Genomic DNA, 24949 nt, shown 5'->3' with positions numbered 1-24949 from the left:
TCCTACTTGTCCATTGATCTGATTTCAACTTCGATCTCAGGTGCAAGATCCAACTTCATAAGTGAATCGATTGTATCTGAGGTCGCTGAAACGATGTCGATCATTCTTCCATGAATCCTGATCTCGAATTGCTCACGTGAATCTTTGTTTACGTGTGGTGATTTAAGTACGGTATAACGCTTGATCTTAGTTGGCATTGGAATTGGCCCTCTAATCTCTGCACCTGTACGCTTGACTGCATCTACGATAGCAGCAACTGATCTGTCTAAAACACGGTGATCATAAGCTTTAAGCTTCAATCTAATTTTTTCCATTTTTACCCTTTAAAGAACTCGTTAGTAATACCTTCCGACACTGTAAACAGGGGCTTCCGATACGCCTAACATAAATTTAGGAACGCGAATTATACCCAAACTTTTGCAAAGGTGCAATACTTTTCAGGCCAATAACGGTACAATTTAAAAAATTGTTTCCTTTTAAAAAGGAAGGATTGGAGATATTTCAATGGATCTTCTTGAACATTACCATGAACATCCTCCTGTGAACGACCATTTTACTTTACGAAAAACGATGATCCCTCCTATGGGAGATGTCAACCTTTACGGTGCGAGAGGGTGCGGGAAAACTGCACTGGTGCTTGATTATCTTCAGCAAAGAGATGAACACACACTCTATATCGACCTGGAAGACCCGAACCTCATCCTCAACACATTCGATACGCTGCCGCTGCAGGAGTACATAAAAGAGTATGAGATAGCGGAGCTGATACTCGACCATTATGAGGAAGGTATGCTCGATGAGTTTCCGGATGTAACGCGTCTCATCATTGTCAGTCGTATCCCGCTGCATAATGAACGCTTTATGCCTTTGCAGCTCTTTCCTTTGGACTATGAAGAGTTCCTTGCCTTTGAACATGCCGGTTCTGCTACTGCAGCTTTGAACCATTTTCTTAAAACCGGTACGCTTCCGGCTATGGCAAAACATACCAGAAGCACCACACTTTTGATGAAACAGTTCTTTCAGCAGCAGTTCAGCCCCAATGAGCAGTCGCTCATCCTCATTCTGGCACGCCACAATGCACAACCTATGACCGTACACCAGATCTACAGTTTTACCAAAGAGCATTTCAGGATCTCGAAAGATTTTGTCTACAGTACGATCAAACGTTTCCAGGAAGAGGGGCTGCTCTACTTCATAGACAATGCCATCAAACGAAGCGGCAAAAAGATGCTTCTGTACGATTTTGCCTTTGTCAAGTACCTGACTGCTCACCAGCCGTTCGGTACCCAGTTTGATACCATGATCACCCTTACACTCATCAAACACGGCATCCGTCTTAAAACACTTGGCGTACATGGATACCTTACCGATGCAAATGAGCTGATCATCCCTGCCCCCTTCGAGAGCGAAGAGAGTATCTGGGTCAAATCGCAGAACAAGTTTTCCCTCTACAAAAAGCACGGCATTCAAAAGATCACCATCGTAACCGTAGCAAACAGTTATGCTTTTGATATTGAGAAGCTGCACTTTGAGGCCATACCGTTCAACGAATGGAGCATTGCGCACGCGGAGAGTGATGCGTGATTAGTGACAGTGATGATTGATAGAGGATTTTTATTTTTCTCTTCTGCCTATTTTCCCCATCACTATCACTACCTACTTAGGCTTGCATAAGCAAGGCTTCGCTATAATTTCCCCGCCTCTTTTCAGACCTGTGCAACGGGACTGAGGGACAGCGGGTCAGGACGGGAACGTAGCAGCCCACCCCTCTTTCTCGTGTGCCGCAGCCATCTGGGAAGGGGTACTTACAGACCGTAGAGAGGTGGCCGAGTGGTCGAAGGCGCACGACTGGAACTCGTGTAGGTGTAACAGCCTCGAGGGTTCGAATCCCTTCCTCTCTGCCAGTTAATTTTCATACATTCACAACCACCGATGCAGTGGGCTTTTCATAAAGTTTCATATTCTTGTTAAACCAAATTGGTAACCTATTGGTAACTATTGTAATCTCTAAATATTAAAACAAACTTTAAAAATATCAATATAATAACTAAAAACTATATTACCCAAACAAATTTTTTTGCTGATATATATTACTATTTTCTAAAAAAATCTTTTTATCTGTTTCAGTAACTATTCCGATTTGTTTTCTAAATAATAAAAAATCATTTATCATCGGAGGGGGGACTTGCCTAAATTCTTCTTTTGGTTTATTTTTTATCTCTTCACGTAACTCCATCAGTAAGCGACCTAATGCATTTACTCCAACAAAAGTTTCTCCATTAAATTTTGCACCCCAAAATTCATCTTTATGAGAATCTTCAACTATAGCTAAACTATTTGTAGATAATAAAACTTTTGAAAATCTATCCCAGTTTTGTGCTAATTTTACTCTTATACACCATTTCATAATTTTTATTCTATGCATATCCCAATCAAGTCGTGATTGATGTCTAAATGGTTTAGACACCATCTTTGCCGTCATTGGACTAGTTTGTTCTATTATCTTTTTTTGTACATCAGGTAGGTGAGGAAATCGGCAACATTGGTATAACGCTTCAGAGGATAAGAAAAAAGTATTGTTTACAACTAAAGGATATCCTGAAACCATATTAGACAGTTCCCCATATGCTTCTTTTGTCTTTCTAAAAGAGATACATTCATCTTTAGTATAGGATCTTATATTTTTATTATTTGTATACACTATAACCCTCTATTGGCTACATAAAACAAAGGTTTCCAACCATTTGGTTCCCACCAAAATACAATTGGACAAGTATTTGAAATATTACGCCAAGTAAAAACAAAACTTCCCATTCCTAAAGTTTGATATGTAGGATTGACAAATCCCAATGGACGTGTTGACTTTCCATGATCTCCTACTTTTTCTAAAATATCTAAACCCTTATCTAAAATTATTTTTTCATACCGATCTCTTGATACCTTAGATGAAAATAGAGTCTCTACCTTTGGTCTATCATTTGGTCTGAAGGCAAAATCTTTATTACTCATACTATCATAGTCTGTCATAGTCGGTAAATTATCTAAATATTCTATTACTCTAACATCCTTTGTATCCTTGCAGTAAGCACAATTAAACGCAGGATTATTATAATGACTATGTATTCTTGGATTGTTATTTATTATATTAAATCGATGATAAGTTATTTTATTGTCTATCTCAGTAGTATATCTTTTAGTCAATCTAAATTTTGTATTCTTAAATCCCCAGACATGTAAATAAAAAAAACATGAAATTATTCTTATATTTTGTTCTTTAAATTTATCATAACTAAAAGTATCAATAGTTTTTACTATATTATTAAAAAATGTACTACCCGTCGATAAATTATCATCTAGATAAAACCAATATTTATTATTATCCAAATCATTAATACTAATATCTATATCATAATCTGATTGAGCTATGGTTTTTAACATATCCAATAATACACTTTGGCTTTTATATGCTTTTTGACACTTTAAAAAAGTAACATTCTCAAGAAAGTCCTCTACTGTAGAAAAACCATATTTAGTACATAGTTTACTTAGCATAACCCGCAAATTATTTTTAGCTTGATCCTCTGAAATGTATGTTTGTTTAAGTATATGAAGTGTTTCTTTTAATATAAATATCCTATCTACTTCATCAAATTGATTTATCCACTGAGTTACACTTTCTCTAGTTAATGGCTTATGATAATCACTGGCTACTTTAATAATCTTATCAATTTTTTTATTCATATATCTAACCTTTTTATTATCATTTTAACTTCATATAGCCTTGTAAAAAGTATATCAAAGTATCAAACTTGTCTAATTAAGTTTTACTAAAACACCTCATAACCCTTTGTAGAAAACCTACATAATGTAACTCCTCCTGATGATCCCAAGCACTCTTACACAATTCCCTTATCTCATCAATATGTCCATTCTGTATACGGTCGGGGATCTCAATTCCAAGTTTTTCTTTGAGGATAACTGTCAAGTAATCACTTATCTCTACGTTTAGGGATGAAGGTAATTCGCAATAATTTTTAGGACTGTGTTTTTGATTTCGTCCATGTTCTAAAAGTATCATGGCTAATCTGGAGAGATGATGGTTTGGGTTTGATGCTGTAAGTTCACTGCTATCAAATTGAGTATAAGGGATAGTAAACAGTTCATGTATGTTCCACTCTGTGCCATCTGTAGGATATGGCTGTATACCTATAGATTGAAAGTACTTCTGAAAGCTTTTAAAAGCAACCAATAGTTTTTCATGTGTATAGCCATCAAATTTAGGTTTATTAGACAATGCTCTTGTTAAGTTTTCGACACCTATGCGTAAGTTTTCATCTACATTGTCTATAAAAAATGAATCTGCATAAAATACACGTTGCATACTTTGCAAATATTTTGCTGTTTCTTTCTGGGGTACGTGCCTGTGTAACCAATGCATCAATGGCATTAAGTCTATCAGGTCATGTAGAAATTCAGAAAGCTCTATGTCTAATTTACATGGCTTCTTAGTCTCTACTATTTCTTCTACTTCAGACTCTCCTATGCCTCTATATCGCACTTCATTTCTAGCTAGCCTCAATATGTTTTCTATATACTCATATCGACCTTTTTCAAACCAGATAGGTGCAATACCCAAGTTCACCAAATAAGCATTTCTCTCTACCAACTCTTTTTCAGTCTCAGGAGCAGCTTCTATGGAAAAGTGTGGGGGTATCTCTACATCACCTAAACTCTCTTTAATTGTGCGAAAAACTTGTACGGTTCTATCACTGTTCAAACTGGAACCCAAAAAGAGTAAGCTACTGTTTTTATAGTAATACTCTAGCAGTTTAGGGATGGGTAAGTGCATATTGATATGTTCATTGCCATAAGCTTCATCATATTGGTTTTTACTCAATATACAGGTAGTTTGATCATCTACATCTCCATGAAGTTTAACAACGGTTACATGATCTGCTTTGGGTTCCTCCGTTGCATTTCTTCCACTGATGATCTGCAAGTTATTTGCACCGGTGTCATAAGCCTGTTCAATAAGCTTATCGTAGTTTGTCGTCAAGAGTGTGTCGGTAAAAAGTTCTGAAATGAGCAGTGTTACCTGCGTAAGCTCCCCTGTTTTGCCAAACACATCTCTGATCTCTTGAGCAAAGACCTCTCTACCTCTACTCTCTTCTATCTCTTCAATGACGGTCTCATACTGACCCGATGAAAGTAACCCTTCGATGTGCTCAGCATCTATGCCTGCTGTCCTTCCCTGCTGGCGCAAATGACCTTCCCATGTAGAAAAACCACCAGCTACAGATAGTCCTGCACCAATGAAAGGAACCACATCTCCGGAAGCTATGCGATCTACAAGTTGGTCAAAACGTGAAACATTTTTTTCATACCAATGTTCATCTGAAAAGTGTTCAGCAATATACTCTTTACTCAACACTTCATGGTAACGCTCTTGCCTGTAACGTTCTAACGCTTGCTCATAGGCTTCTTTATCACTAGCGTAAAATGCTTTGCTGGGTTGAGAGAGTCCATCTATATAGTTAGCTTCTCTTACTGCTAGTCCTTCATCACCTTCCAGCCATTCATTAAAGTCCTCATAGAGTTCAAAAAGGTGATGTTCATCTCTATCACACCAGCTTTCTGCTTTTTTTGTCATTTCTGCTACCTATTCTACCAACTGCTGTGCCACGGCATCTGCCAAATTGACTTGAGTTGTTTGTAGTTCACGGATGGCTGATCTTAATCTATCGCACAGAACCATGAGTTCATCTAATTTTTTAACTATATGATATTGTTCAGACAAGGGAGGGATGGGAACTAAAAACTTACCTAAATCACTAGCAGAGAGATTAGGTTGGGCTGTACCATTGTCATAGTTTTTCATTATTTCTTTTGATAATGGGCTATTGAAATATGCAAGAGTATATTTGTTGTACATTATAGAGAAAAGTCGAACTATAACTAAAGAAGATGCGATTGCTCCAAATTCAATATCTTTGATTAATGCGGTTTTTCCAAGTGATCCTCTAAGACAAAACAATATATCACCCTCCTTTACTTTTCCACTTCTTAGTAAATCATACCTATCTCTAGTTATATAGCTTTTATCATCAATATTTATCATATTATTTTGAAGGTGTCCTGCATTAATAAATGGAATACCCTTATCTACTAATAAAGATTTGTTTGGATAATTTTTACTACGATCTCCATTTTCTAAAATACATAGTTCTGAAAGTCTAGCCCATGTCCAACTCTTAGGTAAACTAAAAGGTATTTCTTTCTCTTCAATCTCAGAGACAGGCTTCTGCTTCTTAATCTTCCCCTCTTTAACCAACTTTTCTTTCTCTTCCGCAATCTTCTTAAGCAACACACTCGCCGGCTCATCAGTGGGGTCTTGCGGTACAAGCTTGCCCATGACTGCCAGTTGCAAGATGGTCTCCTGGAGTTTGTCTATGCTTTGCTCTGTCGTAAAAAGCACATCAAAATGCTCTGCTATGCGTTGCCATACACCGGTGAACTCCTCTGCTATCTCAACATTGGTAAGGGTACCAAGCAGCGTCTCTACCAGTATTTGATGTGTGATGCTATTCTCTTCTTGCTCCTCTTCCAATTTATCACAAAGAGCCATGAGCTCATCTACTTTTTTGACTATTCGATATTGCTCTTTTATAGGTGGCAAAGGTATCTCAAATAACTCGAGCACCTTTTTACTTAATCCTTCACGTGCAACACCAACTTGACGATCCCAAATCATTTTTTGAATATATGGTGACAAAATACAAAGGTGCACATAGTTTTTCATTGTTATATCTGTGAGCCTTATAATTGTGACGTGTTGACTTACATTTGCCTCGCCAATACCACTGGGAAATATTGTAGAGCGTCCTAATGAACCCCCCGTAATATTTAAAAGAATATCATTCTCATAGACTGTAGTATTTGACATTTTTGCATGAGTTTCTTCAGAGATATAAGCAACATCATAAAGATTTAAACCATGATTCCAGATATTTTGTGATCTTAGAAAAGGAATTCCTTTTTCTACATAGGCACTTTTACCTCCTCTTGGTGTACTTCCTGAACCAATACGATTTGTAATATCGCCTAAACGTACAAAACTCCATCCTTCGGGTAATTTAAATGGATTAAAATTATCATCTATTTTAGGTAAAGGCTTATGCCTCTTAATCTTTTCCTCTTCAATCAACCGTTCTTTCTCTTCAGCAATCTTCTCAAGTAACACACTCGCTGGCTCATCATTTGGATCTTGTGGTACAAGCTTCCCACGTACAGCCAACTCAAGTATGAGTTCACGCAGTTTTTTAATGCCATAGGTTTCTTGCTTTTTGCTGCTGCCACGCCCTGCGGACTTTTTCGTTACAACGGCTGAAGTCCAGATATCTAAATGTTCTATGATGACATCAGTCATTTATGCCTCTCCGTCAAACGCTTTTTGAAGCACATCTTTTATCTGGTTTTGGATGGATGCGATGGACTCTTTCTGTGAGGCATAGAGCTTCAAGAGTTCATCTGGATCATGGTCGATCTGCTCTTCAAGATGCGGATTTTTAATGTCCAGGTTGTACCCTCGTTCTATGATCTCCTCCATAGAGACTTTCCACGCCTGTCTGTTCTGTACCCGTGAGGCAAAACCATCTGTTTCATCACCCCACCACTCTTGCTCAGGCTTGAACTCTTCAAAACGCATCGGCTTTGTTTTGTTATAGCTTTTGACCCCTTCCGGGTATGGATGCTCATAGTACCAAACCTGTTTGGTAGGCTTGCCTTTGGTAAAAAAGAGAATGTTTGTTTTGATGCTCGTATAGGGGTTGAACACCCCTTTTGGGAGTCTGACAATCGTATGCAGGTTACATTCAGTCATCAGCTTCTCTTTGAGTCGTGTCTTCATCCCCTCACCAAAGAGAAACCCATCAGGAAGCACCACCGCCGCACGCCCTTCATTTTTCAGAAGCCTGATGATGAGTGCCATGAAAAGATCGGCTGTTTCACGAGTACGCAGGTCTGAGGGAAAGTTATTTTCTATCCCGTCTTCTTCTGTACCGCCAAAAGGTGGGTTCGTCATAATGACATTTCTTCTGTCTTTTTCTGTGTAGTCTTTGTAGGGGCGCTCAAGTGTATTACCGTGTAAGATGTTTTCCGGTGTGTCTATGCCATGCAGTATCATGTTTGTCACGCAGAGCATATGCGGCATCGCTTTTTTCTCTACCCCATGAATGGAAGTTTGAAGCGTCTCTTCATCTTCAACTGAACTTACATAACGCTCACGCTTATGCTCTACAGCTGTAGTCAAAAAGCCACCCGTTCCACACGCAGGGTCAAGTACACTTTCATGTAACTTCGGATCAACCCTGTCAACAATGAAACTGGTTACCGCACGAGGGGTATAGAACTCTCCGGCATTCCCTGCACTTTGGAGGTCTTTTAGGAGTTGTTCGTAAATATTCCCAAAGGTGTGGCGGTCTTTCGTGTTGTTAAAGTCTATCTCGGAAATCTTGTTGATCACCTGTCGCATGAGCGTACCTGACTTCATATAGTTGTAGGCATCTTCAAAAATGGTTCGTACAACTTTGGCTCTTTGGGCAAGTTTTTTATCATCTCCTGAAACTGTCAGTTTCTTGAGTGCAGGAAAAAGCTGATTATTGACAAAATTGAAAAGCTCTTCACCAGTAATACCCTCCGGGTCTTTTGCCCAGTTTCTCCATCTTAACTCTTCGGGTAAAGGTGACTTAAAATCATCTTCCAATATTTCCAGTTCTGCCTCTCGGTCATCATAGATCTTGAGGAAAAACATCCAGACCAGTTGACTGATACGCTGGGCATCGCCATCGACCCCCACATCTTTACGCATAATATCCTGAATGGATTTTATGACACCCGATACATTACTCATGCTGATTCCTCATCTCTAAACAGTTCTTCTTCCAACTCTGCTACCATATCTTCATATTTCTCTTTACTCCCAAATATCTGGGTAATGATCTCTATGGGAGTTCCTATTTTGGCAAACTCTTTTGACTTCAATACTTTAGTATTTTCCAATGTTTTAATACCTTCATCCTTATATTTGTCAAGCAATGCATCCAGTACAGCTCTCATTTTCTCTTCATACTTCGTAAAATAGTTACGTTTTTTAACATTGTTGACACGCTCTTTTCTTGTGAGTAGCGGTTTATCGTAAGCGATATGACAAATGAGGTCAAACTCTCCATAATCCTTGCCTACTTCATCTTTCAGGTTTTCCAGTATCACCCCGTGTTCTTCCAAAAGTTCTAAAATAGCCTGCTTCTTTTTGGTCTTGCTCCAACGCTGCAAAAATACATCTAAAGATTCAAACTCGGACTTGATCTTCTTTCTACTAAAATCACGATAGGACTCTGTGATGAGCTTCCCGTCATCTCCTATGTACTCTATACGCTCTGCTATGATTTTGGCAGGCACACCATCGACAAAGAATTTTCTGATACCGTCTCCGGTTTCTTCACCCTCTTCTTCCTCACCTTCATCATCATCTTCACCTTCCGGATCTGGAGGCACAGGATCATCATCGTCATCAGGTTCATAGATAACTACTGGCTTACCATCAAACTCTTCATCTTTAAAGAGTTCTGTAGCTTTCTTGAAATCCATGATGGTAAAAAAGTATTTGTCAAACTCCTCTTCGATCCGTGTCCCCCGACCAATGATCTGCTTGAAAGTGGTCATGGAATTGATCGTTTTATCTAACACTATGAGTTTACATGTCTTGGCATCTACACCTGTACTTAGCAGATCTGATGTTGTGGCGATCACCGGGAATTTACTCTCCGGGTCTATGAAGTTATCAAGCTCTGCTTTACCCTCAACGCTATCTCCTGTAATGCGTACTACATAACGAGGATTCTCTATTGCCAACTCTCTAGCTTCATTTACAATGGCTCTTCTCATACGTTCCGCATGATCGATGTCTTCACAGAAAATAATAGTCTTGGCAAAAGGGTCGGTTGCTCTGAGGTACTCCATGATTCTCTTGGCTACCAGTTTTGTACGCTGGTTCAGCACCAATATGCGATCCATATCTTTTTGATTGTATACCCTCTTCTCCAACTCTTGCCCAAGGTCATCAGTCATACCTTCTGGAGGAGTCCATCCATAAATATCTTTATCTATGTCTATACGTATGACTTTGTAGGGAGCAAGAAATCCATCTTCGATCCCTTGTTTCAGACTATAGGTATAAACCGGGTCTCCAAAATAGGTGATGTTGGAGACATATTTTGTCTCTTTTGGTGTAGCGGTAAGTCCCAGTTGAATAGCATTGGAAAAGTAGTCCAATATTTCCCGCCATGATGAATCTTCATCTGCACTTCCACGGTGGCACTCGTCTATCACAACCATATCAAAAAAATCGGGCGATACATTTTTAAAGATCTTATCTTCTTCATCGGGTCCGGTAATCGCCTGATAAAGTGCTAAATGGATCTCATACGAGGGGTCGATCTTCCTATTTTTCACTTTATTCATCGCTGAACCAAAAGGCTTAAAATCATTGACTATCGTTTGATCTGCGAGAATATTTCTATCGACAAGGAAAAGAACTCTTTTAACTTTTTTGGCTTTCCAAAGTCTCCAAATGATTTGAAACGTCGTATAGGTTTTCCCCGTACCTGTTGCCATAACAAGCAGTAGCCTTTTTTGATCATTAGCTACTGCTTCAACCACTCTGTTAATGGCTTCTACCTGGTAGTATCGAGGCTCTTTAGCTGATCCATCTTCATAATATGGTTCTGTGACTAGATCTTCTGTATCATCTTCAATATTTCTGTATTTTTTATATCTTTTCCAGAGTACCTCTGGAGAAGGAAAAGCTTCTAGGGGGAATTCTGTTTCAATATCTTCATGAGGTTCTGGCACTTTATTGTGTGAGGCGAAGGCATCCCCATTGGAACTGAAAGCACTGGGAACTTCCAAAATATCTGCATACCCTAAAGCCTGTTGCATACCATGACTTACAGTATAGTTATTCTCCTTGGCTTCCACCACGGCTACAGGTACACCTTTTTTCCAAGAGAGAACATAGTCTGCAAACTTTTTTTTCTTTTTATTGCGATGAGACATTTGTCCCCGTACAACTACAGGACCGGGAGTAAGCGTAACTTCACGACGAATTTGTATAAATTCATCCCATCCAGCATTCTTAATAGCTGGTGTGATAAAAAGTGCTCGGATATCTGATTCACTGAGTTCTAGTTTTTCTTTCTTATCCACAATAAGCCTTTATGAAGATGTCACACTTAAACGAAATATTTTTATTTAAGATTTATTTTAGCGTAAAGATACCTAGAGTTCTCTATAGTATATTATTCATAAAAGCTATTGAAAAAATTTAGAAATTTCTACATCTAATACAGTAGATATTTTTACAAGATGTTCAATATTAAAATGAGCATTGTTAGTTCTGTTCTCTGCTCTTGCTATGAAAGCATTACCTGTTAGTCCTATGTCTAAAGCTAATTGTAGTTGTGAGTAGTTTTTTTCTTTTCTGTATTTAACCACATTCTTAGAAACCCTATCTAGCGTCTCTTCGGTAATTTTATTTAGCTTTTCTGAAGTCATGGAGTAATGATATATGTATCAGTAAACTATTACAATGACTCACTAGTCATTATTTAAGCTCTTCTTTGTCATAATAAAATGATACAGAGAGGAAAACTCTCTTATAAAAATTAATAAAAAAGGTTAATATGAAAGTAATTAATGTAGATAAACTTTTTAAAGCAAGAGAGTTACTTCGTGACGTGCATATTATTGATGAGGATGGAGAGATCCAACAAATTAAATATATTAACTTTGAAACATTTACTGTACAACAAGCCAAACGTAAAAAAATTAATGAGAACCACTATACAACGACTAGAAACATAAAATACAATAAGGCTCTTTATTCAACAAAGCTTTCTATCATTATTGAAGAAGAAATGGAAATTATTTCTCAGAAGGATTCTTAATGACAGAGTATCGTGAAGAGATAAGGATCTTTATGATACTGAGCCTGGTTATAAGGTTTATGTGAGAGATAGATAATCTATCCCTCAATTTCATCAAAAATAGTTTTTATCTGCGTATATTTTGATTTTTTCAAAAGCTTACTCTTATCTAAATTAATTATATTTGCCTGTTCTTCATATTCCTTTAAAATATTATTTTCCATAGCACACATAATTACCTGTTTGTCAGAAGGTATTTTCGTAGTTATAAGCTTCATAATATTTTCATAGTTTTTATGAGACTGTTCTTGTTGATTTGGTGTATCAATAATAAGAGGAGATATTACTTCATCTGCATACATATCAGAAAGCGAATAGATGGCAAGGTAATATGCTAAAATACCACGAGCCCCTTCTGCTGCACCTCCTTCTTTTATTATAGGGTTATAATTTAGAGGTGTGTTAACTTTTGCTAAACTAAGTTCTTCAACATCTAAAATTTTAATATATGTTTTTAATAAATCCATAAAAGCATTATTGATATCATCTTTTCTTTCTTTTGGTAATAATTTTGATTGATCTTTCTTAATTGATTTTTGGTTTTCTTTACAATCCTCAATATCTAATAATTTTTCTTTCTTTGTTTCTTTTATATTTCTATCAATAGATTGATATGCAAAAGTTTCAATTACTTCATTTAATTGAAGTTGTTTAGATTCATCCGTTACTGTATATTTCGCATTTATTTCATTAATTTTAGATTTAATATCTGTAGATTTTTTTCTTAAATTTATGATTTTATTATTTACTGTTTTTAATTTACTATCAATAGTAATTAACTGTTCATTTGCTTGTTCCTTATCTGAAAGAATTGAAGCTCTGTTAACTAAAGAATTTTCATGTATCACTCCACATAGAGGGCATTCTACTTCATCACTATCGATATTTTCTACACTAAAAACATAATCTTTATCTAATTCTTTCATTAAATGTTCAGCAAGTGATTTTTGGTGTTCCAAATAGGCTTTATCTGACATAACATTTGATAAATTATTTAAAATATCCTCCTGTTGATTTGACAAATCAAGTAACTCTTTCTGTATTTCCTGCGTCATATCTTCAAAGACTGTTGAATCTAAAGTAACTTCTGTATTCCCTGCATTTATCGTATGTGAAGTAACAACCTCAAGAGCATAATCTATTTTTTCAACTTCATGCATATATTCTTTTATTTTCTTTTGTTCAATATGATACTCTTCCTCATATTCAAAATGTTTTGCTTGTAAATAGCCAACATGATATTTAATAACAGTTGGATTCCAGTTAGCTAATTGTGTTAACTTTTCAAAATTATCCCATGCTTTTGCCCAGCTCCTTTTTTGATCTATATAAAATGGTAAAAAATAATATGCTGGTGGTGGCGTAATAAGTTGGGTATCTTCAGATCTATCAGGAAGTAAAACTTTAAAATCAACTAGTTGGGAAAAAACTTTAGAATAATCTCCAGAAATACTAGTAAATTTTATAAAATCTTTATCTCCCTCTTTTAAATATATGAGATTTGCATCTCTAAGCACAGAATAATTGATTTCATTAATTGAAAAATGAAGTAATACTTTACAATCTAAACTTTTCCATGTACCATCGAGTTCTGGTTCACATCCCATTGCCCATAATAACAACTTAACTAAAGTTGATTTCCCTACACTATTATCATTCGCTGTTATTAGATTGTACCCTTTTTTGAACTCGAATAGATTTGCAGATTTTTGGGAATTTGACAGTAGTAGCAGTTGTTTGAAGTATAAGTTTTTCATTATGTTTATTCCTTAAGTTTCTTATTAGCAGTTTATAATTTTCTACTCTTTGCATTCTATGTCCTTCAAAATAAATTCACATATAATTGCTGTTTTTATATCTTTTTCCTCATTAAATTTTTCTTTGACATTTTGAGATAAATTTATTAAACAAAGATCAATCAGTTGAGAAATTTCATCATTACAATCATTTATATTAACTTCAATTTCTTTTTGAATATCTAATTGATGCAATGTTTTATTTCCAATACGATTTAAATAATATCTTTCAAAAGACTTTATCCAACTTTTCCGCTGTATAGTATTTAACCCTAACTCTTTCAAAATTTCATCTAATTCTCTAAAAATTTTATCATCATCTTTTCTCTTCGTAAACTGTCTAATAACTTTATTAACAGTTATAGAAGTTAATGCTTTTTTATCTAAAAGCTCTTCCCATTCTTTAAAATCATTTTTAACAATACCTTTTCTTGTTAACTCGTCATATAATGGTCTATAGATATATTCTGCTTGTGTCATGGAATCTGGGTAAAGTTTAGAAACAACTTTTGATATATACCCAATTATAGAATCTTGAAAACCTTTTTCTGGTAACTCGGGAGTAATAAAATGTAAATTAATAGGAAAACATTGCAATGAAAGCTCTTTCATAATCTCACTACATAACACAGACATATTATCAACAGGAATATCACTAATACAGATATCTTCTAAATCTAAGCCTTTAGGATGAAAATCCTTATTAAATCCTCCCGTTGAAACAAGATTTATCTTTGTAATTGAATCTGCGAATTTTTGTTTTGTACTACTATCAATTAATTTGCCTAAAACAGAATTTTGTTTACCAATTTTAACAAGGCTATTTTGAGTAAAATTTGCTTTTGTAGTTTTTATTTGAGAAAATTCAAAATTAGCTAGATTTTTATCTAAAGAAGTCGCTAAGACAACATCTTCATGTAATTCTACAAATACTGCGTATTCTTTTCCTTCCTCATGTTCTTTTAAAACTCGATAAAGTGCCCAATGATATTGATACAAATATTTTCCAAAAGTTTCAGAACCTGCTTTTTCTCTTTGTGAAGCAAGTAAGGGATTATCATTATTCATTAAAAGTCTCCCTCTGCAACTCCAAATATAACTTTATTACGTATATTTTTCATACCTTCTTTTGATTATTAACTATATTCTATCCAAAATTATTCAGAGTTTTATATAGTCATCTATTCGCATATTTTAAATAGTTTTATCAAATATGCTATTCCCTTCCAAAAAAATACCCAATGTTACCACTCATGTATTACATTGTTACCACTGATATATTAGAGTGTTACCATCGACGTATTACCCTGTTACCCTTGATATATTACATTGTTACCATCGAGGTATGATATTTATTAGTACTATATATAGTACTGTTCTTAGAACATAGTACTATAGAGAACTAACGGTTCTCTATTAGTGCAGAAAAAGAAAAAATCCAAAAAAAGCTTTGAGAGCTTTTAAATTTTCCTTTTTTCTCGTTGAGGACGAGATTTTTTAGATTTATTTGATTGCCCAGAATCGCTTGTAGTCTCTTTTTTTATGTTAGATGCCTCTTTACCTGTATTTTCATCTTCTAAGGCATTTTGAGCCTGTTTTGTTATTTTAATAGCATCTTTTATAAGTTCTTTATCAGCTATACTAAACATAGTCGAGATAAGAGGAACTCTTTCTTTCACAAACTCAATCAAGTTCACAAATTTACTAACCATGCTTTGCAGTATGGAAACCTTAGTTACTATGGTATTTATAGCTCTTGATTCATCTTTACCAAAAAGATGCGTTTCTATTTTGCTATACCCATCTTCTAAGTCCTTAATATACTTATTACGCTCTTCAACAGCTTCTTCTAACTCTTCTTTTTCTTCTTTTTCAGATTCATAGGTAATCCTCCCAAAAACCCAATCTTCCCAAAAGTAGAAAATTCCAGTAAAATATTATAAGGAGATTTTCTATGAAGAAGTCACGATTTAGTGATACACAGATACTATCAATTTTAAAACAGGCAGAAAGCGGAATACCGGTTCCTGAAATTTGTAGAGAGCATGGTATAAGTAGTGCGACCTTTTATAACTGGCGATCTAAGTATGGAGGTATGGATGCTTCCTTGATGAAGCGGCTCAAAGAGCTTGAAGAGGAAAACCGTCGTCTAAAAAAGATGTATGCAGAAGAGCGTTTAAAAGCAGAGATCGTACAGGAGGCTTTGGAAAAAAAGTGGTAAAGCCATCTTTGCGTAAGAAGATGGCTATGAGGGCTGTTCAAGAAAAACAAGTAACTGTCCGTTTAGCCTGTAAAGCCTTTAGAATCAGTGAATACTGTTACAGGTATGAAGCTAAACTCAATGAGGAAAATGAGATTATAGCCGATTGGCTGATACGCTTAACGCATAACCAGCGAAACTGGGGCTTTGGATTGTGCTTTTTATATTTGAGAAATGTCAAAGGGTATAAGTGGAACCATAAGCGAGTTTACCGCATCTACAAAGAACTGGAGCTCAATCTCAGGATCAAGCCTAAAAAACGTATCAAAAGGGAAGCACCAGAGCCTCTGAGTGTACCAACTGCACCCAATGAAGTATGGTCAATGGATTTCATGCATGATAATCTCAGTGACGGTAGAAGCTTCAGGCTCTTTAATGTGATTGATGACTATAATCGTGAAGGATTGGAAATTGAAGCAGACTTCTCATTGCCTTCACAAAGAGTTATAAGATCTTTGAAGAGAATTATTGAATGGAGAGGTAAGCCTAAGATCATACGGTGTGATAATGGTCCGGAATATATCTCTACAGCATTACAAAATTGGGCTAAAAAGCAAAAGATCAAGCTGGAGTATATCCAACCAGGCAAACCGCAGCAGAATGCCTATATCGAACGCTACAACCGTACTGTTCGATATGATTGGCTTAATCAATACATCTTTAACACAATCGAGGAGGTAAGAGAATTTGCAACCAAATGGCTTTGGGTATATAATAACGAACGCCCTAACATGGCAATAGGCGGGATCACTCCCAAACAGAAGTTGGCTCTTGCAGCTTAGTCTCTACTTTTGGAGGGGTTGGGAAATGGGAGGATTACCCATACAGGTCTTTATATAGAACTTCACTCGTTTTAACACCTTCTATATCTGGATTCCATGACTCTTCTACCAAATACGCTTCACCAAGACTCTCTTCAAGGTCTTCTTCTAACATAGAATTTTCATGCTTTAATTGTTCTACTTCATACTCAAATTTTACTAGATCAAACGCTTTAGCTTTATTATCTTCTACTGCCTGCTTGTAAAGAGCATTTAAAGATTGGTACTGCTCTGGCGTATAAATCTCTTTACTTTTAATCATCTCCTGCCTATGCATCTCTTTTAGCTCTGAAATATCTGTTTTGGAGACTTTACCTTTTTTGTCCAACTTCTCTTGCATTGCAGTGAGTTTAGTGTTAAGCTCATCTTTAAGTTTAGCAATGATTTCACGTTGCTGATCATGAGCTTCTTTTCTCTGCCAATGTGTTTGCCTTCTTCTTTTGCTCCAAACCTCTCCACGCTCCATTTTTAATGAATCAGCCACAATAGTCTGCAGCTCAGACATTTCTGCTTTTCTAAGTCGTGGATTTTTACCAAACTCCATGTTAAATTTCGTGTACTGGACATGGGCATGATAGTTAATATGTTTTTGAAGCTTGCTAATATCAGCTCTATGTAAAAAAGCTTTATCAAAATACCAATGATTATCTATTTCATTATAAAAAATATTTCTATTGGGTGCATAGTCCGTAACTTCTAATGTGACATCTTCTTCATCTTTATACCACTTAAGATTTTCACTATCATATTCAAGATCTTTCACATTATGTTTTGTATCTAAAAAAACTCCTTCATCATGATGAATAGCAATTTTAAAAACCTTGAATCCACCAAACCTTTTATTGAGATTTGAAAAGAGATTTTCAATGTCTTTTATGGTGTGATGTTTTTCTAAATTTATCACAGAATCCTGTAGAAAATTTTCAATCGCCTTTGTCTGCATTTTTCTACCTGTTTTCTCTTTAGCTGCAACCTTGGCTTTTTCTAAATACTCTTGTGGTTTTAGACCATAGTCTTTATACATATTCCCACTAAAGTTTTTATCTCTTTCGAGCAAGTACTCTGGTAAAAACTCTCTCATCATTTCTGCTTCTGTGTGTCCACCACTTGTAGTTGGTGCGGATTGTGAGTTCATACTTGATTTTGCCATTTTTAATCCTTTTTTGAATGTAGCTTGTGGAGTTCAAAAAACATATAGTATCTATGCAATAGTGCTAATATGCATACTAGCACTTCTGCAAGATGCTGTATGAAAATCAACTCCCAAGTTCGTTTGATTTTGATGCATGTGTGTTTGCACACACTTACTACGCACTACGCTTGTTGTGTGTAAAATTACACACCATAATATTCATTAAGATGTTCATCAAAAAGATCTTCAAGTTCTTCTCTTGAGATGCTTTTTATTTTTCCTTTTTTGTCCTCTAGTTGGATATAAAAATCTACAGATAATTTGTTATCTTTTAGCTCTTCAATATTTGTAATTTTTGCTAAAGTTTCATCTTGTAATTTAATCCATTTGCCTATATATTTATCTGTGCCATTGGCTTCATTTTGAGCCATAATAAGCACAGGGTCAATACCCATATCAAAGCTAATAAGATTATGCTGTTTATAGTAGATTTTTTGCTCTTCTTCGTCAAATCTAATATTGAGTTCTTCTAAGAGTTTTTGATGTTCTCTTAGTTGATTTCTATAGACACTTTTATCTTTTCTATTCATCGCATCATTTTTCTTTTTAAGCTCTTGTGATACATTTTTAGTAGGCTTTTGTCCAATGTTGTATCGCTCAAAAATACGTTCAAGTGTATAACCATATTTGGAACTTTGATTAGATAAGATATATCGAATTAATGCCTTTATTTTAGATCTATTATCTGGGATAGCAACTATCTTTTCATTGAGTGCTTTATCAATTCGTACAGCCACACTCATTGCTAAGACTCTTGCACTTTTACCACCAACCACAACCCTATAACTTTCATCTAAATTACTGTATTCAGAATCACCTAGAATCTTTGTTTTAATTTCATCATATTTGTCTATATGGTTTGGAATCTTTTTTTTGATGATAAAGTCTGTATCTCGTAGATCATTCAGTAAACTTTTTACTCTATGCACTGCACCTTTAGGGGTTTTATAACCCATCTTCTTAGCTATATGATATAAGCTTGTATAAATATAGAAGCTTCCATCATCTTTGAGTTTCATCTTTTTAAAACGTAAATTATCGGTATATAAAATAGATAAAACATCTGCATGTTTCTGGTTAAGGGAATGGGACACCAGTATTTCAATCCCATTTTGATTGAAGATGCTTTTGGGTTTTTTATATTTAATGCAAGCTCCAGTAGAAGTAGCATTAAATAAAGTTTTCCTAAACCAATCTGCATTGATATATCCCTCTCTAACTTTTTTAGAGATATTTGCTTTTTCAGGTTTAAGTAGTTTTCTCTCTTCATCAAAGTAGATATCGTAAATAGTGAGCTGTTTGTACTTTTTTACAGTCATTTGAATATAGATACTTTTTAAATCTAAACCGTTTTAATTGTCTGGGTAAGGTAATCAGCTAAATCAACCAATGTGAATACGACCTTTGCATTACGGGCAGTGCCTAATTTTCGATATGACGGAATACCCATACCTTTAGAGATATAAAGATCAACAGTTGAGGGTGAAATTCCAAGCTCTGTAGCTAATTCTTTTTTACCGATAACAGCTCTTTTGTACTTTGATTTTAGATATTCATATATTTCATCTCTGTTTGTTTGCTCTTGCATAACTTACTCCTTATTAGGTCATATAATTTGTTATATATTCAACATCAAATTGATATATATGACCTAATGCTAGCTAATAGAAAATAAGCTGTCTATAATGAAAAATATGATAAGATTATCTGTTTTTTGATATATCTTAAGAGAAATATTGAAATTTTTTACTTCCTTATTTTGTGTATTTTTGAAACATATTTTTCTCCATTCTTTTATTTTCACCCAAGTTTTTTACATAATTCACTTAACTATTTTTCTTCTCGAAATGACAAAATGATCTGATTAAATTGCTATTCTTATCATTTTATGATATGATTAATCACTTATTCATATCAAAGGTATATTATGGAAGAAACAAAAAAATGGATATGGCAACATAAAAACTATCCAAACTTTCCATATAGTCATGCAGAACTTGATTCACTTTTATCAAAGGTATCTCGAAATACTGGGATACTTGAAGGAACCATTAGCTCACTTAATGCAGATAACATCACTTCTATACAAATAGATGCTGTTACCAATGAAATCGTTGCTTCATCAGAAATAGAAGGAGAGATACTCAATAGAGACAGCGTGAGATCATCTGTACGAAAAAGACTGGATGATACCTTTGATTATATCAATGACTCATCTACATATCATACAGATGGTTTAGTCGATGTACTAATGGATAGTAGTTTCAATCACAAACCTCTTACTACCCAAAGACTACATGGATGGCATAATGCCCTTTTCCCTAGTGGGTACAGTGGCTTGCATAAAATAGATGTAGCCAAATATCGCTCAGAAGAGATGTCTGTAGTATCTGGTAGAGGCATGAAAGAAAAAGTACATTATGAAGCACCTCCTTACACTACACTGGAAAATGAAATGGATGTATTTCTTGAGTATGTCAATACTTCTAAAGATAACCCCTACATTAAAAGTGCTATTGTTCATTTATGGTTTGTCATTATCCACCCTTATGATGATGGTAACGGCAGAATAGCTAGAGCAATTACAAACTATGTACTCTCTAAAGAGTTAGGCTTTAATTATAAGTATTTTTCTATCTCTTCTGCAGTAAAAGATGATAAGAAAAACTATTATGATATTTTAGAACGTACCAATAAACTGCTTTATAATAAAAAATTCGACTTTACTGAGTGGATGACATGGCATACAAACATGATAAATCATGCAATTACCATCTCTCTTGAAAATATAAAAATAGTAGTAGATAAAACAAAGTTTTGGGATAGAGCTAGAAATCTAAATTTGAATGAAAAACAAATAAAAGTCCTCAATAAGCTGCTCGATGCAGGAGAAGGAAAATTTGAAGGTGGTCTGACTAATAAAAAATATAGAAGTATTACAGGTACTACCCAAGTCACTGCTTCACGCCATATCAAAGAATTAGTAGATAAAGGTTTATTACGTGAGGTTGAAGGACATGGCGGGAGAAGTACTTGTTATGATATTGTTTTGAAAAATAAAATCATCTAGAATATTTAGATTCCTAAATTCTCATACACTATATAGTCAATTAATATCATTAACTGCCAAGTAACTACTAGATATAGTTATTTATATAATCCCTCCACCTTATCCCTACCACTCTCTGGAGCTAACTTTGCATATCTCATAGTTTGTTCAATATCTTTATGATTCATAAGCTTTTGAATCGTAAAGATAGGTGTGCCATTGATCGCCAGGTGGCTTGCAAAAGTATGTCTCAGGGTATGTATTACTACCCTGTTCTTACTATCTTTTTTATCTAACCCTTGATTAAACAAATCATCCAAAATGGTTTTTAAATGTCGGCTAATGGTTCTTGTAGGATATTTTTTATGATATCCACCTACAATATAATCATTTTTACGCAGGTTAGGCAGATACTCTTTAAAATACTCCACCATATCATGAGGAACAAAACCTGTATAGGTTTCATCATTTTTCAAGTCACATAAGGTAATAAATCTATTATCCAGATCTATGTCTTTTTTTTGAATATGTAAAATTGTCTCTAGCCTACCACCTGTACATAATGCAAGTTTTGCAAACAAAAATAGATCTTCATCTTCTAACTCATACATTAACGTCTCTATTTCTTTGGTCGTTAAAAATCGTTCTCTTTTATCATTTGTTTTTAAACGTGGTACCCCTACACAAGGATTGACTATTTTTAGTCCCTTTGTTTTAATACTGTAGTTTATGATGGCTGTTAAAAGTTGGATAATACCGTTGATTGTCTTTGGAGCTTTTTTCTTGATGAAGCTATTACGAAAATTAAGCACATCTTGCTTTTCTATATCAAAGATATGTCTATTGCCAAATACTGGTTGTATATGCAGTTGATACTTTTGATAGGATCTACGATTACTTTTATTTTCATACTCTTTATCTGTAAAATAATGTTCAGCTAAGACATCTAAGGTGATTTTTTCTCTTCTCTTTTTATGTGCGAGAGGATCTTCCCCTAAATGTATTTTATTGATAAACTCATTACGTTTATGATTGGCATAGACTTCTGTGATACCTTGAGACTTTTTCCCTACTGTAAACCGTTTGGTTTTATTAAGTTCATCCTTGTAAACTATGGAATAACTAATATCTCCATTTGCTAGTTTATTAAGATAAACACCTTGATATTTTTTGGACTTCATTCTGCTCATATGGACTCCTATTTTGGCAACCCTCTGGCAACCAACTTTCTATAAAATATAAATAATTATAGGAAACCTTAGATAACAAAAATACGAGGAAAGCACGAGCTATAGGGAACTATAGAAAATAACGGGTAAGATTCAAAAAAGACGGGTTATACTCCAAAGCTTTTCCCTTCCTCTCTGCCATATACTTACACTATTCTCTTTATAAAATCTTCAAACTTATCCATCATATTTTAAATTTTATATCATTCTTTATACGCAAACAACTCTTTCACATCCTCTTCTTAGAGGTTGCACTGATTCCTTGAATTAGTGTAATCAAATTTCTTCAATTTCAATTTCTTTGAAATACTGAAAAGTCTCATCATAATACTCAGCCAATCGCGTATGATCTTCATCTGATCCATTTGGAATAAATATAATCATGCCTTGCCGTGCCCTGGTCAATAAGACTCTATAAGCATTTAATAAATAGTGTCTTGTTATTTCTTTATTGATTTTTTGCCATTTCGTTCCTTTAAATTTTCTATATACCCACTGATTATTTTTTAAATAAAAATCACCATCCCAACAAACACATATCCAATCTAATTCTAAACCTTGGATATCGAATTCTGTAGCTATCTCTTCATGAAAATATGATGATCTTACATCATTTTTATCATTCAAAAACCAAGTTGGAGCATCAATTTTACTTTTTACATTAATACCAAAAGGTCTTAATCTATATGCACCCGATGATGCTACTACCCCATTACGCTCACTTCCCAATGTCTGCTCTTTTAGCCATTGTTTTGCTTTATGGAAATTTCTAGTAATTTTGACAGGATAGTTATTTTTTAAGTAATTTGTATATATTTCTTTAGCTTTTATTGTATTTATATCGAGTATTGAGTGTACAAACTCAGATAGTTTTTCTGACCTAAATGAACGCACAGATACTGATAAATGTAATTTATCTTCAGATTTTACTTTTCTTTTTAACCATTGCTTCAAAGTAAAATCTCTTAAATAATTTTTGTCTTCTATGATTAAATTTGAATAAAATATATTCCAGTCAGTAAAATTATTTTTTAACGAATTGATCCATTCTTCTAATCCCGCTTCACCTACATTTATTTCTTGTCCCCCACCAATCAGACAAATAATTGTACACCAATCCGTATGCCTATCCATAACCTCAATAAGAAAATGCGGCTCAGATAAATCAAAATCATCCTGTCCTTTTTTTCTTTTCATAAAATCACTTGTCTGTTTTTTATTCCATGCTCTTTGAGCTTCATCAAATACAACAACTTTCTCTATAGGTGCTTGACTATTTATTAATGCATCATCTCTAAAGTGATGTATATTTTGAATAAACGCATGAGATTTAATGGCAGCTTCTTTTTTTGTTAATTTTATCCCATTACTTTTTGCATTGAGTACTTCATCTCTTGTTAATGCTTCTCGCAATACCTCAACTAACGGTCCATTTCCAGATAAAAAAACTGCATGTTCATTTGCATCAATATTCATTCTTTCATTTGCAATATTTAATCCCGCAAGTGTCTTACCTGCACCAGGAACACCTGTTATAAAACAAATAGATTTTAGGCTGTTTTGTTTGGAATACTCAATGATGTTATTTATTGTCTCAGTTGTAATAGATAAATTTATAGCTCCCGAATCTGACCGGGATATCTCTTGAACGTTATGCCCCTTGTACAAAGCCTGTGCTGCCTCAATAATAGTAGGAGTAGGTTTATAAATTGCATTAGCCCACATATTTGGATCAACTTTATCAGAATCACTATATGCTAAACAGCTGTTGATATTTTCAAGAATATTATCTTTATTAACAAGCAACGGACTAAAGAGTAATTCATGTAGAGTTTTAATTTTATTATTTTTTGTACTTGATTCTGTAGCTACCAAAAGTGGAAATAGCTTTACATGATGACTTCCTTCATGAAAATTTTTTAAATCTAATGCATAGTCTAAAACTTGTTCTATTGCGTAGTTGTCATATGAAGTTGAACCCACTTTAAATTCAATAATAAAAACTGAATCATCAATAACAACAATATTATCAACCCTTTTTCCCATTCTTGGAATTGAAAACTCAAAAAATATATATCCATCTTCTATATTTCTAAAAGTTTTTTTTAGAATATCGATTTGTTTTAGCCATGCATTTTTTTGTAAATCTTCCAACGCATGTGTATGATATCTTGCAAGCTGTCCTAAAATATTATTGTTTTTATCAATTAAAAATGTCTTTAATGTATTTGAATAGTATGCTCGTGTCATTTATGATGACTCTTTTAATAAATCACTTAATTCTATTTCCAAGCCGTGACACAATTTTTTCAAACTCAAATAAGATGGATTTCGTTTTGCTCTTTCTAATAAACTTATGTATGTCCTATCAAAATTACATTTTTCTGCTAATTTCTCTTGAGATATTCCAAGTTTATTTCTTTGATATTTAATTTTGTTTGCAAGCTGATTTAGTAGTTCTTGTTCTTGATTTTCCATGATCCAAGTTTACAAGAATTGATGACAGTAAAACAACGGACAATAAGTCTCATTTATATGTTATAATTATTGAATAGCTTTAT

General features: G+C 34.5%; 21 protein-coding genes, 1 tRNA gene and 1 other RNA gene. 6 read left to right on the top strand and 17 right to left on the bottom strand.

The features are described 5' to 3' along the window. Positions 1-2 precede the first annotated feature (2 nt). The gene (gene rpsJ, locus IMZ28_RS00735) at positions 3-314 is read right to left on the bottom strand and encodes a 30S ribosomal protein S10 (RefSeq protein WP_197548747.1); all 312 of its coding nucleotides are present in this window, start codon (positions 312-314) and stop codon (positions 3-5) included. Positions 315-504: 190 nt separating this feature from the next. Between rpsJ and IMZ28_RS00730 the strand changes: the two genes are divergently transcribed. From IMZ28_RS00730 to IMZ28_RS00720, 3 genes are all read left to right on the top strand, one after another. Beyond that, positions 505-1584, top strand: coding sequence for an AAA family ATPase (locus IMZ28_RS00730; RefSeq protein WP_197548746.1), 1080 nt, complete (start codon positions 505-507; stop codon positions 1582-1584). Between the two features lie 119 nt (positions 1585-1703). Next, an RNA gene (ffs, locus tag IMZ28_RS00725) (signal recognition particle sRNA small type) lies at positions 1704-1801 on the top strand. A gap of 15 nt (positions 1802-1816) precedes the next feature. Continuing rightward, a tRNA-Ser gene (locus IMZ28_RS00720) sits at positions 1817-1904 on the top strand. A gap of 155 nt (positions 1905-2059) precedes the next feature. Here the strand turns inward: IMZ28_RS00720 and IMZ28_RS00715 are convergent. From IMZ28_RS00715 to IMZ28_RS00685, 7 genes are all read right to left on the bottom strand, one after another. Beyond that, a complete protein-coding gene (locus IMZ28_RS00715; RefSeq protein ID WP_197548745.1) occupies positions 2060-2701 on the bottom strand; it encodes an NADAR family protein in 642 nt (213 codons plus the stop codon). Next, entirely contained in the window at positions 2701-3741 is a 1041-nt protein-coding gene (locus IMZ28_RS00710) for a phosphoribosyltransferase-like protein (RefSeq protein WP_197548744.1), read from the bottom strand. Before IMZ28_RS00710 ends, IMZ28_RS00715 begins: the two co-directional genes overlap by 1 nt. Before the next feature lie 76 nt (positions 3742-3817). Then, positions 3818-5650 carry an SIR2 family protein gene (locus IMZ28_RS00705; RefSeq protein WP_197548743.1) on the bottom strand — a complete coding sequence of 611 codons (1833 nt, stop codon included), beginning with the start codon at positions 5648-5650 and terminating at the stop codon, positions 3818-3820. Between the two features lie 9 nt (positions 5651-5659). After that, on the bottom strand, positions 5660-7426 hold the full coding sequence (locus IMZ28_RS00700; RefSeq protein WP_197548742.1) for a restriction endonuclease subunit S: 1767 nt from the start codon (positions 7424-7426) through the stop codon (positions 5660-5662). Then, the gene (locus tag IMZ28_RS00695; RefSeq protein ID WP_197548741.1) at positions 7427-8908 is read right to left on the bottom strand and encodes a type I restriction-modification system subunit M; all 1482 of its coding nucleotides are present in this window, start codon (positions 8906-8908) and stop codon (positions 7427-7429) included. Continuing rightward, complete coding sequence (gene hsdR, locus IMZ28_RS00690; RefSeq protein WP_197548740.1) at positions 8905-11262, bottom strand: EcoAI/FtnUII family type I restriction enzme subunit R; 2358 nt, start codon at positions 11260-11262, stop codon at positions 8905-8907. The genes IMZ28_RS00695 and hsdR overlap by 4 nt, the downstream gene beginning before the upstream one ends. Before the next feature lie 105 nt (positions 11263-11367). After that, a complete protein-coding gene (locus IMZ28_RS00685; protein ID WP_197548739.1) occupies positions 11368-11610 on the bottom strand; it encodes a helix-turn-helix domain-containing protein in 243 nt (80 codons plus the stop codon). A 128-nt stretch (positions 11611-11738) separates the two neighbouring features. On the opposite strand from IMZ28_RS00685, the gene IMZ28_RS00680 reads away from it, so the two are divergent. After that, positions 11739-12002 carry a hypothetical protein gene (locus IMZ28_RS00680; RefSeq protein WP_197548738.1) on the top strand — a complete coding sequence of 88 codons (264 nt, stop codon included), beginning with the start codon at positions 11739-11741 and terminating at the stop codon, positions 12000-12002. A 77-nt stretch (positions 12003-12079) separates the two neighbouring features. Here IMZ28_RS00680 and IMZ28_RS00675 read toward each other — a convergent pair whose 3' ends face one another. From IMZ28_RS00675 to IMZ28_RS00665, 3 genes are all read right to left on the bottom strand, one after another. After that, positions 12080-13798: a synaptonemal complex protein 1 gene (locus IMZ28_RS00675; protein ID WP_197548737.1), complete on the bottom strand. Its 1719-nt coding sequence runs from the start codon at positions 13796-13798 to the stop codon at positions 12080-12082. A gap of 42 nt (positions 13799-13840) precedes the next feature. Further along, positions 13841-14905, bottom strand: coding sequence for a DUF4297 domain-containing protein (locus IMZ28_RS00670; RefSeq protein ID WP_197548736.1), 1065 nt, complete (start codon positions 14903-14905; stop codon positions 13841-13843). Between the two features lie 392 nt (positions 14906-15297). Next, on the bottom strand, positions 15298-15534 hold the full coding sequence (locus IMZ28_RS00665) for a hypothetical protein (RefSeq protein ID WP_197548735.1): 237 nt from the start codon (positions 15532-15534) through the stop codon (positions 15298-15300). A gap of 257 nt (positions 15535-15791) precedes the next feature. Between IMZ28_RS00665 and IMZ28_RS00660 the strand changes: the two genes are divergently transcribed. Next, positions 15792-16879, top strand: a protein-coding gene (locus IMZ28_RS00660) for an IS3 family transposase (RefSeq protein ID WP_197547972.1) whose coding sequence is annotated in 2 segments (ribosomal slippage) — positions 15792-16044 and positions 16044-16879 — 1089 coding nt in all. Because the reading frame shifts where the segments join, the coding sequence is not laid out codon by codon here. A 34-nt stretch (positions 16880-16913) separates the two neighbouring features. Here the strand turns inward: IMZ28_RS00660 and IMZ28_RS00655 are convergent. The 3 genes from IMZ28_RS00655 to IMZ28_RS00645 all read right to left on the bottom strand — a co-directional run bounded on the left by IMZ28_RS00655 (position 16914) and on the right by IMZ28_RS00645 (position 19698). Beyond that, complete coding sequence (locus IMZ28_RS00655; protein WP_197548734.1) at positions 16914-18068, bottom strand: hypothetical protein; 1155 nt, start codon at positions 18066-18068, stop codon at positions 16914-16916. Positions 18069-18253: 185 nt separating this feature from the next. Next, entirely contained in the window at positions 18254-19429 is a 1176-nt protein-coding gene (locus tag IMZ28_RS00650; protein ID WP_197548733.1) for a hypothetical protein, read from the bottom strand. Positions 19430-19452: 23 nt separating this feature from the next. After that, positions 19453-19698 carry a helix-turn-helix transcriptional regulator gene (locus tag IMZ28_RS00645; RefSeq protein WP_197548732.1) on the bottom strand — a complete coding sequence of 82 codons (246 nt, stop codon included), beginning with the start codon at positions 19696-19698 and terminating at the stop codon, positions 19453-19455. Positions 19699-20037: 339 nt separating this feature from the next. Here IMZ28_RS00645 and IMZ28_RS00640 point away from each other — a divergent pair, with 339 nt between their 5' ends. Continuing rightward, positions 20038-21180: a Fic family protein gene (locus IMZ28_RS00640; RefSeq protein WP_197548731.1), complete on the top strand. Its 1143-nt coding sequence runs from the start codon at positions 20038-20040 to the stop codon at positions 21178-21180. A 77-nt stretch (positions 21181-21257) separates the two neighbouring features. Here IMZ28_RS00640 and IMZ28_RS00635 read toward each other — a convergent pair whose 3' ends face one another. The 3 genes from IMZ28_RS00635 to IMZ28_RS00625 form a co-directional block, all read right to left on the bottom strand. After that, on the bottom strand, positions 21258-22349 hold the full coding sequence (locus IMZ28_RS00635; RefSeq protein ID WP_197548730.1) for a tyrosine-type recombinase/integrase: 1092 nt from the start codon (positions 22347-22349) through the stop codon (positions 21258-21260). A 315-nt stretch (positions 22350-22664) separates the two neighbouring features. After that, a complete protein-coding gene (locus IMZ28_RS00630; RefSeq protein WP_197548729.1) occupies positions 22665-24638 on the bottom strand; it encodes a DUF2075 domain-containing protein in 1974 nt (657 codons plus the stop codon). Continuing rightward, positions 24639-24866, bottom strand: a complete 228-nt coding sequence (locus IMZ28_RS00625) for a helix-turn-helix domain-containing protein (RefSeq protein ID WP_197548728.1) — start codon at positions 24864-24866, stop codon at positions 24639-24641. It lies immediately after the preceding gene. Between the last annotated feature and the right edge of the window lie 83 nt (positions 24867-24949).

It is taken from the genome of Sulfurovum indicum (assembly GCF_014931715.1).
GTDB lineage: Bacteria > Campylobacterota > Campylobacteria > Campylobacterales > Sulfurovaceae > Sulfurovum > Sulfurovum indicum.
This window is presented reverse-complemented; position numbering and strand designations above follow the sequence as displayed.

Excerpts from the sequence above, each read along its gene's own strand:
- rpsJ (WP_197548747.1), bottom strand. The coding sequence starts at position 314 with ATGGAAAAAATTAGATTGAAGCTTAAAGCTTATGATCACCGTGTTTTA.
- IMZ28_RS00730 (WP_197548746.1), top strand. The coding sequence starts at position 505 with ATGGATCTTCTTGAACATTACCATGAACATCCTCCTGTGAACGACCAT.
- IMZ28_RS00710 (WP_197548744.1), bottom strand. The coding sequence starts at position 3,741 with ATGAATAAAAAAATTGATAAGATTATTAAAGTAGCCAGTGATTATCAT.
- IMZ28_RS00705 (WP_197548743.1), bottom strand. The coding sequence starts at position 5,650 with ATGACAAAAAAAGCAGAAAGCTGGTGTGATAGAGATGAACATCACCTT.
- IMZ28_RS00700 (WP_197548742.1), bottom strand. The coding sequence starts at position 7,426 with ATGACTGATGTCATCATAGAACATTTAGATATCTGGACTTCAGCCGTT.
- IMZ28_RS00695 (WP_197548741.1), bottom strand. The coding sequence starts at position 8,908 with ATGAGTAATGTATCGGGTGTCATAAAATCCATTCAGGATATTATGCGT.
- IMZ28_RS00685 (WP_197548739.1), bottom strand. The coding sequence starts at position 11,610 with ATGACTTCAGAAAAGCTAAATAAAATTACCGAAGAGACGCTAGATAGG.
- IMZ28_RS00680 (WP_197548738.1), top strand. The coding sequence starts at position 11,739 with ATGAAAGTAATTAATGTAGATAAACTTTTTAAAGCAAGAGAGTTACTT.
- IMZ28_RS00675 (WP_197548737.1), bottom strand. The coding sequence starts at position 13,798 with ATGAAAAACTTATACTTCAAACAACTGCTACTACTGTCAAATTCCCAA.
- IMZ28_RS00670 (WP_197548736.1), bottom strand. The coding sequence starts at position 14,905 with ATGAATAATGATAATCCCTTACTTGCTTCACAAAGAGAAAAAGCAGGT.
- IMZ28_RS00655 (WP_197548734.1), bottom strand. The coding sequence starts at position 18,068 with ATGGCAAAATCAAGTATGAACTCACAATCCGCACCAACTACAAGTGGT.
- IMZ28_RS00650 (WP_197548733.1), bottom strand. The coding sequence starts at position 19,429 with ATGACTGTAAAAAAGTACAAACAGCTCACTATTTACGATATCTACTTT.
- IMZ28_RS00645 (WP_197548732.1), bottom strand. The coding sequence starts at position 19,698 with ATGCAAGAGCAAACAAACAGAGATGAAATATATGAATATCTAAAATCA.
- IMZ28_RS00640 (WP_197548731.1), top strand. The coding sequence starts at position 20,038 with ATGGAAGAAACAAAAAAATGGATATGGCAACATAAAAACTATCCAAAC.
- IMZ28_RS00635 (WP_197548730.1), bottom strand. The coding sequence starts at position 22,349 with ATGAGCAGAATGAAGTCCAAAAAATATCAAGGTGTTTATCTTAATAAA.
- IMZ28_RS00630 (WP_197548729.1), bottom strand. The coding sequence starts at position 24,638 with ATGACACGAGCATACTATTCAAATACATTAAAGACATTTTTAATTGAT.
- IMZ28_RS00625 (WP_197548728.1), bottom strand. The coding sequence starts at position 24,866 with ATGGAAAATCAAGAACAAGAACTACTAAATCAGCTTGCAAACAAAATT.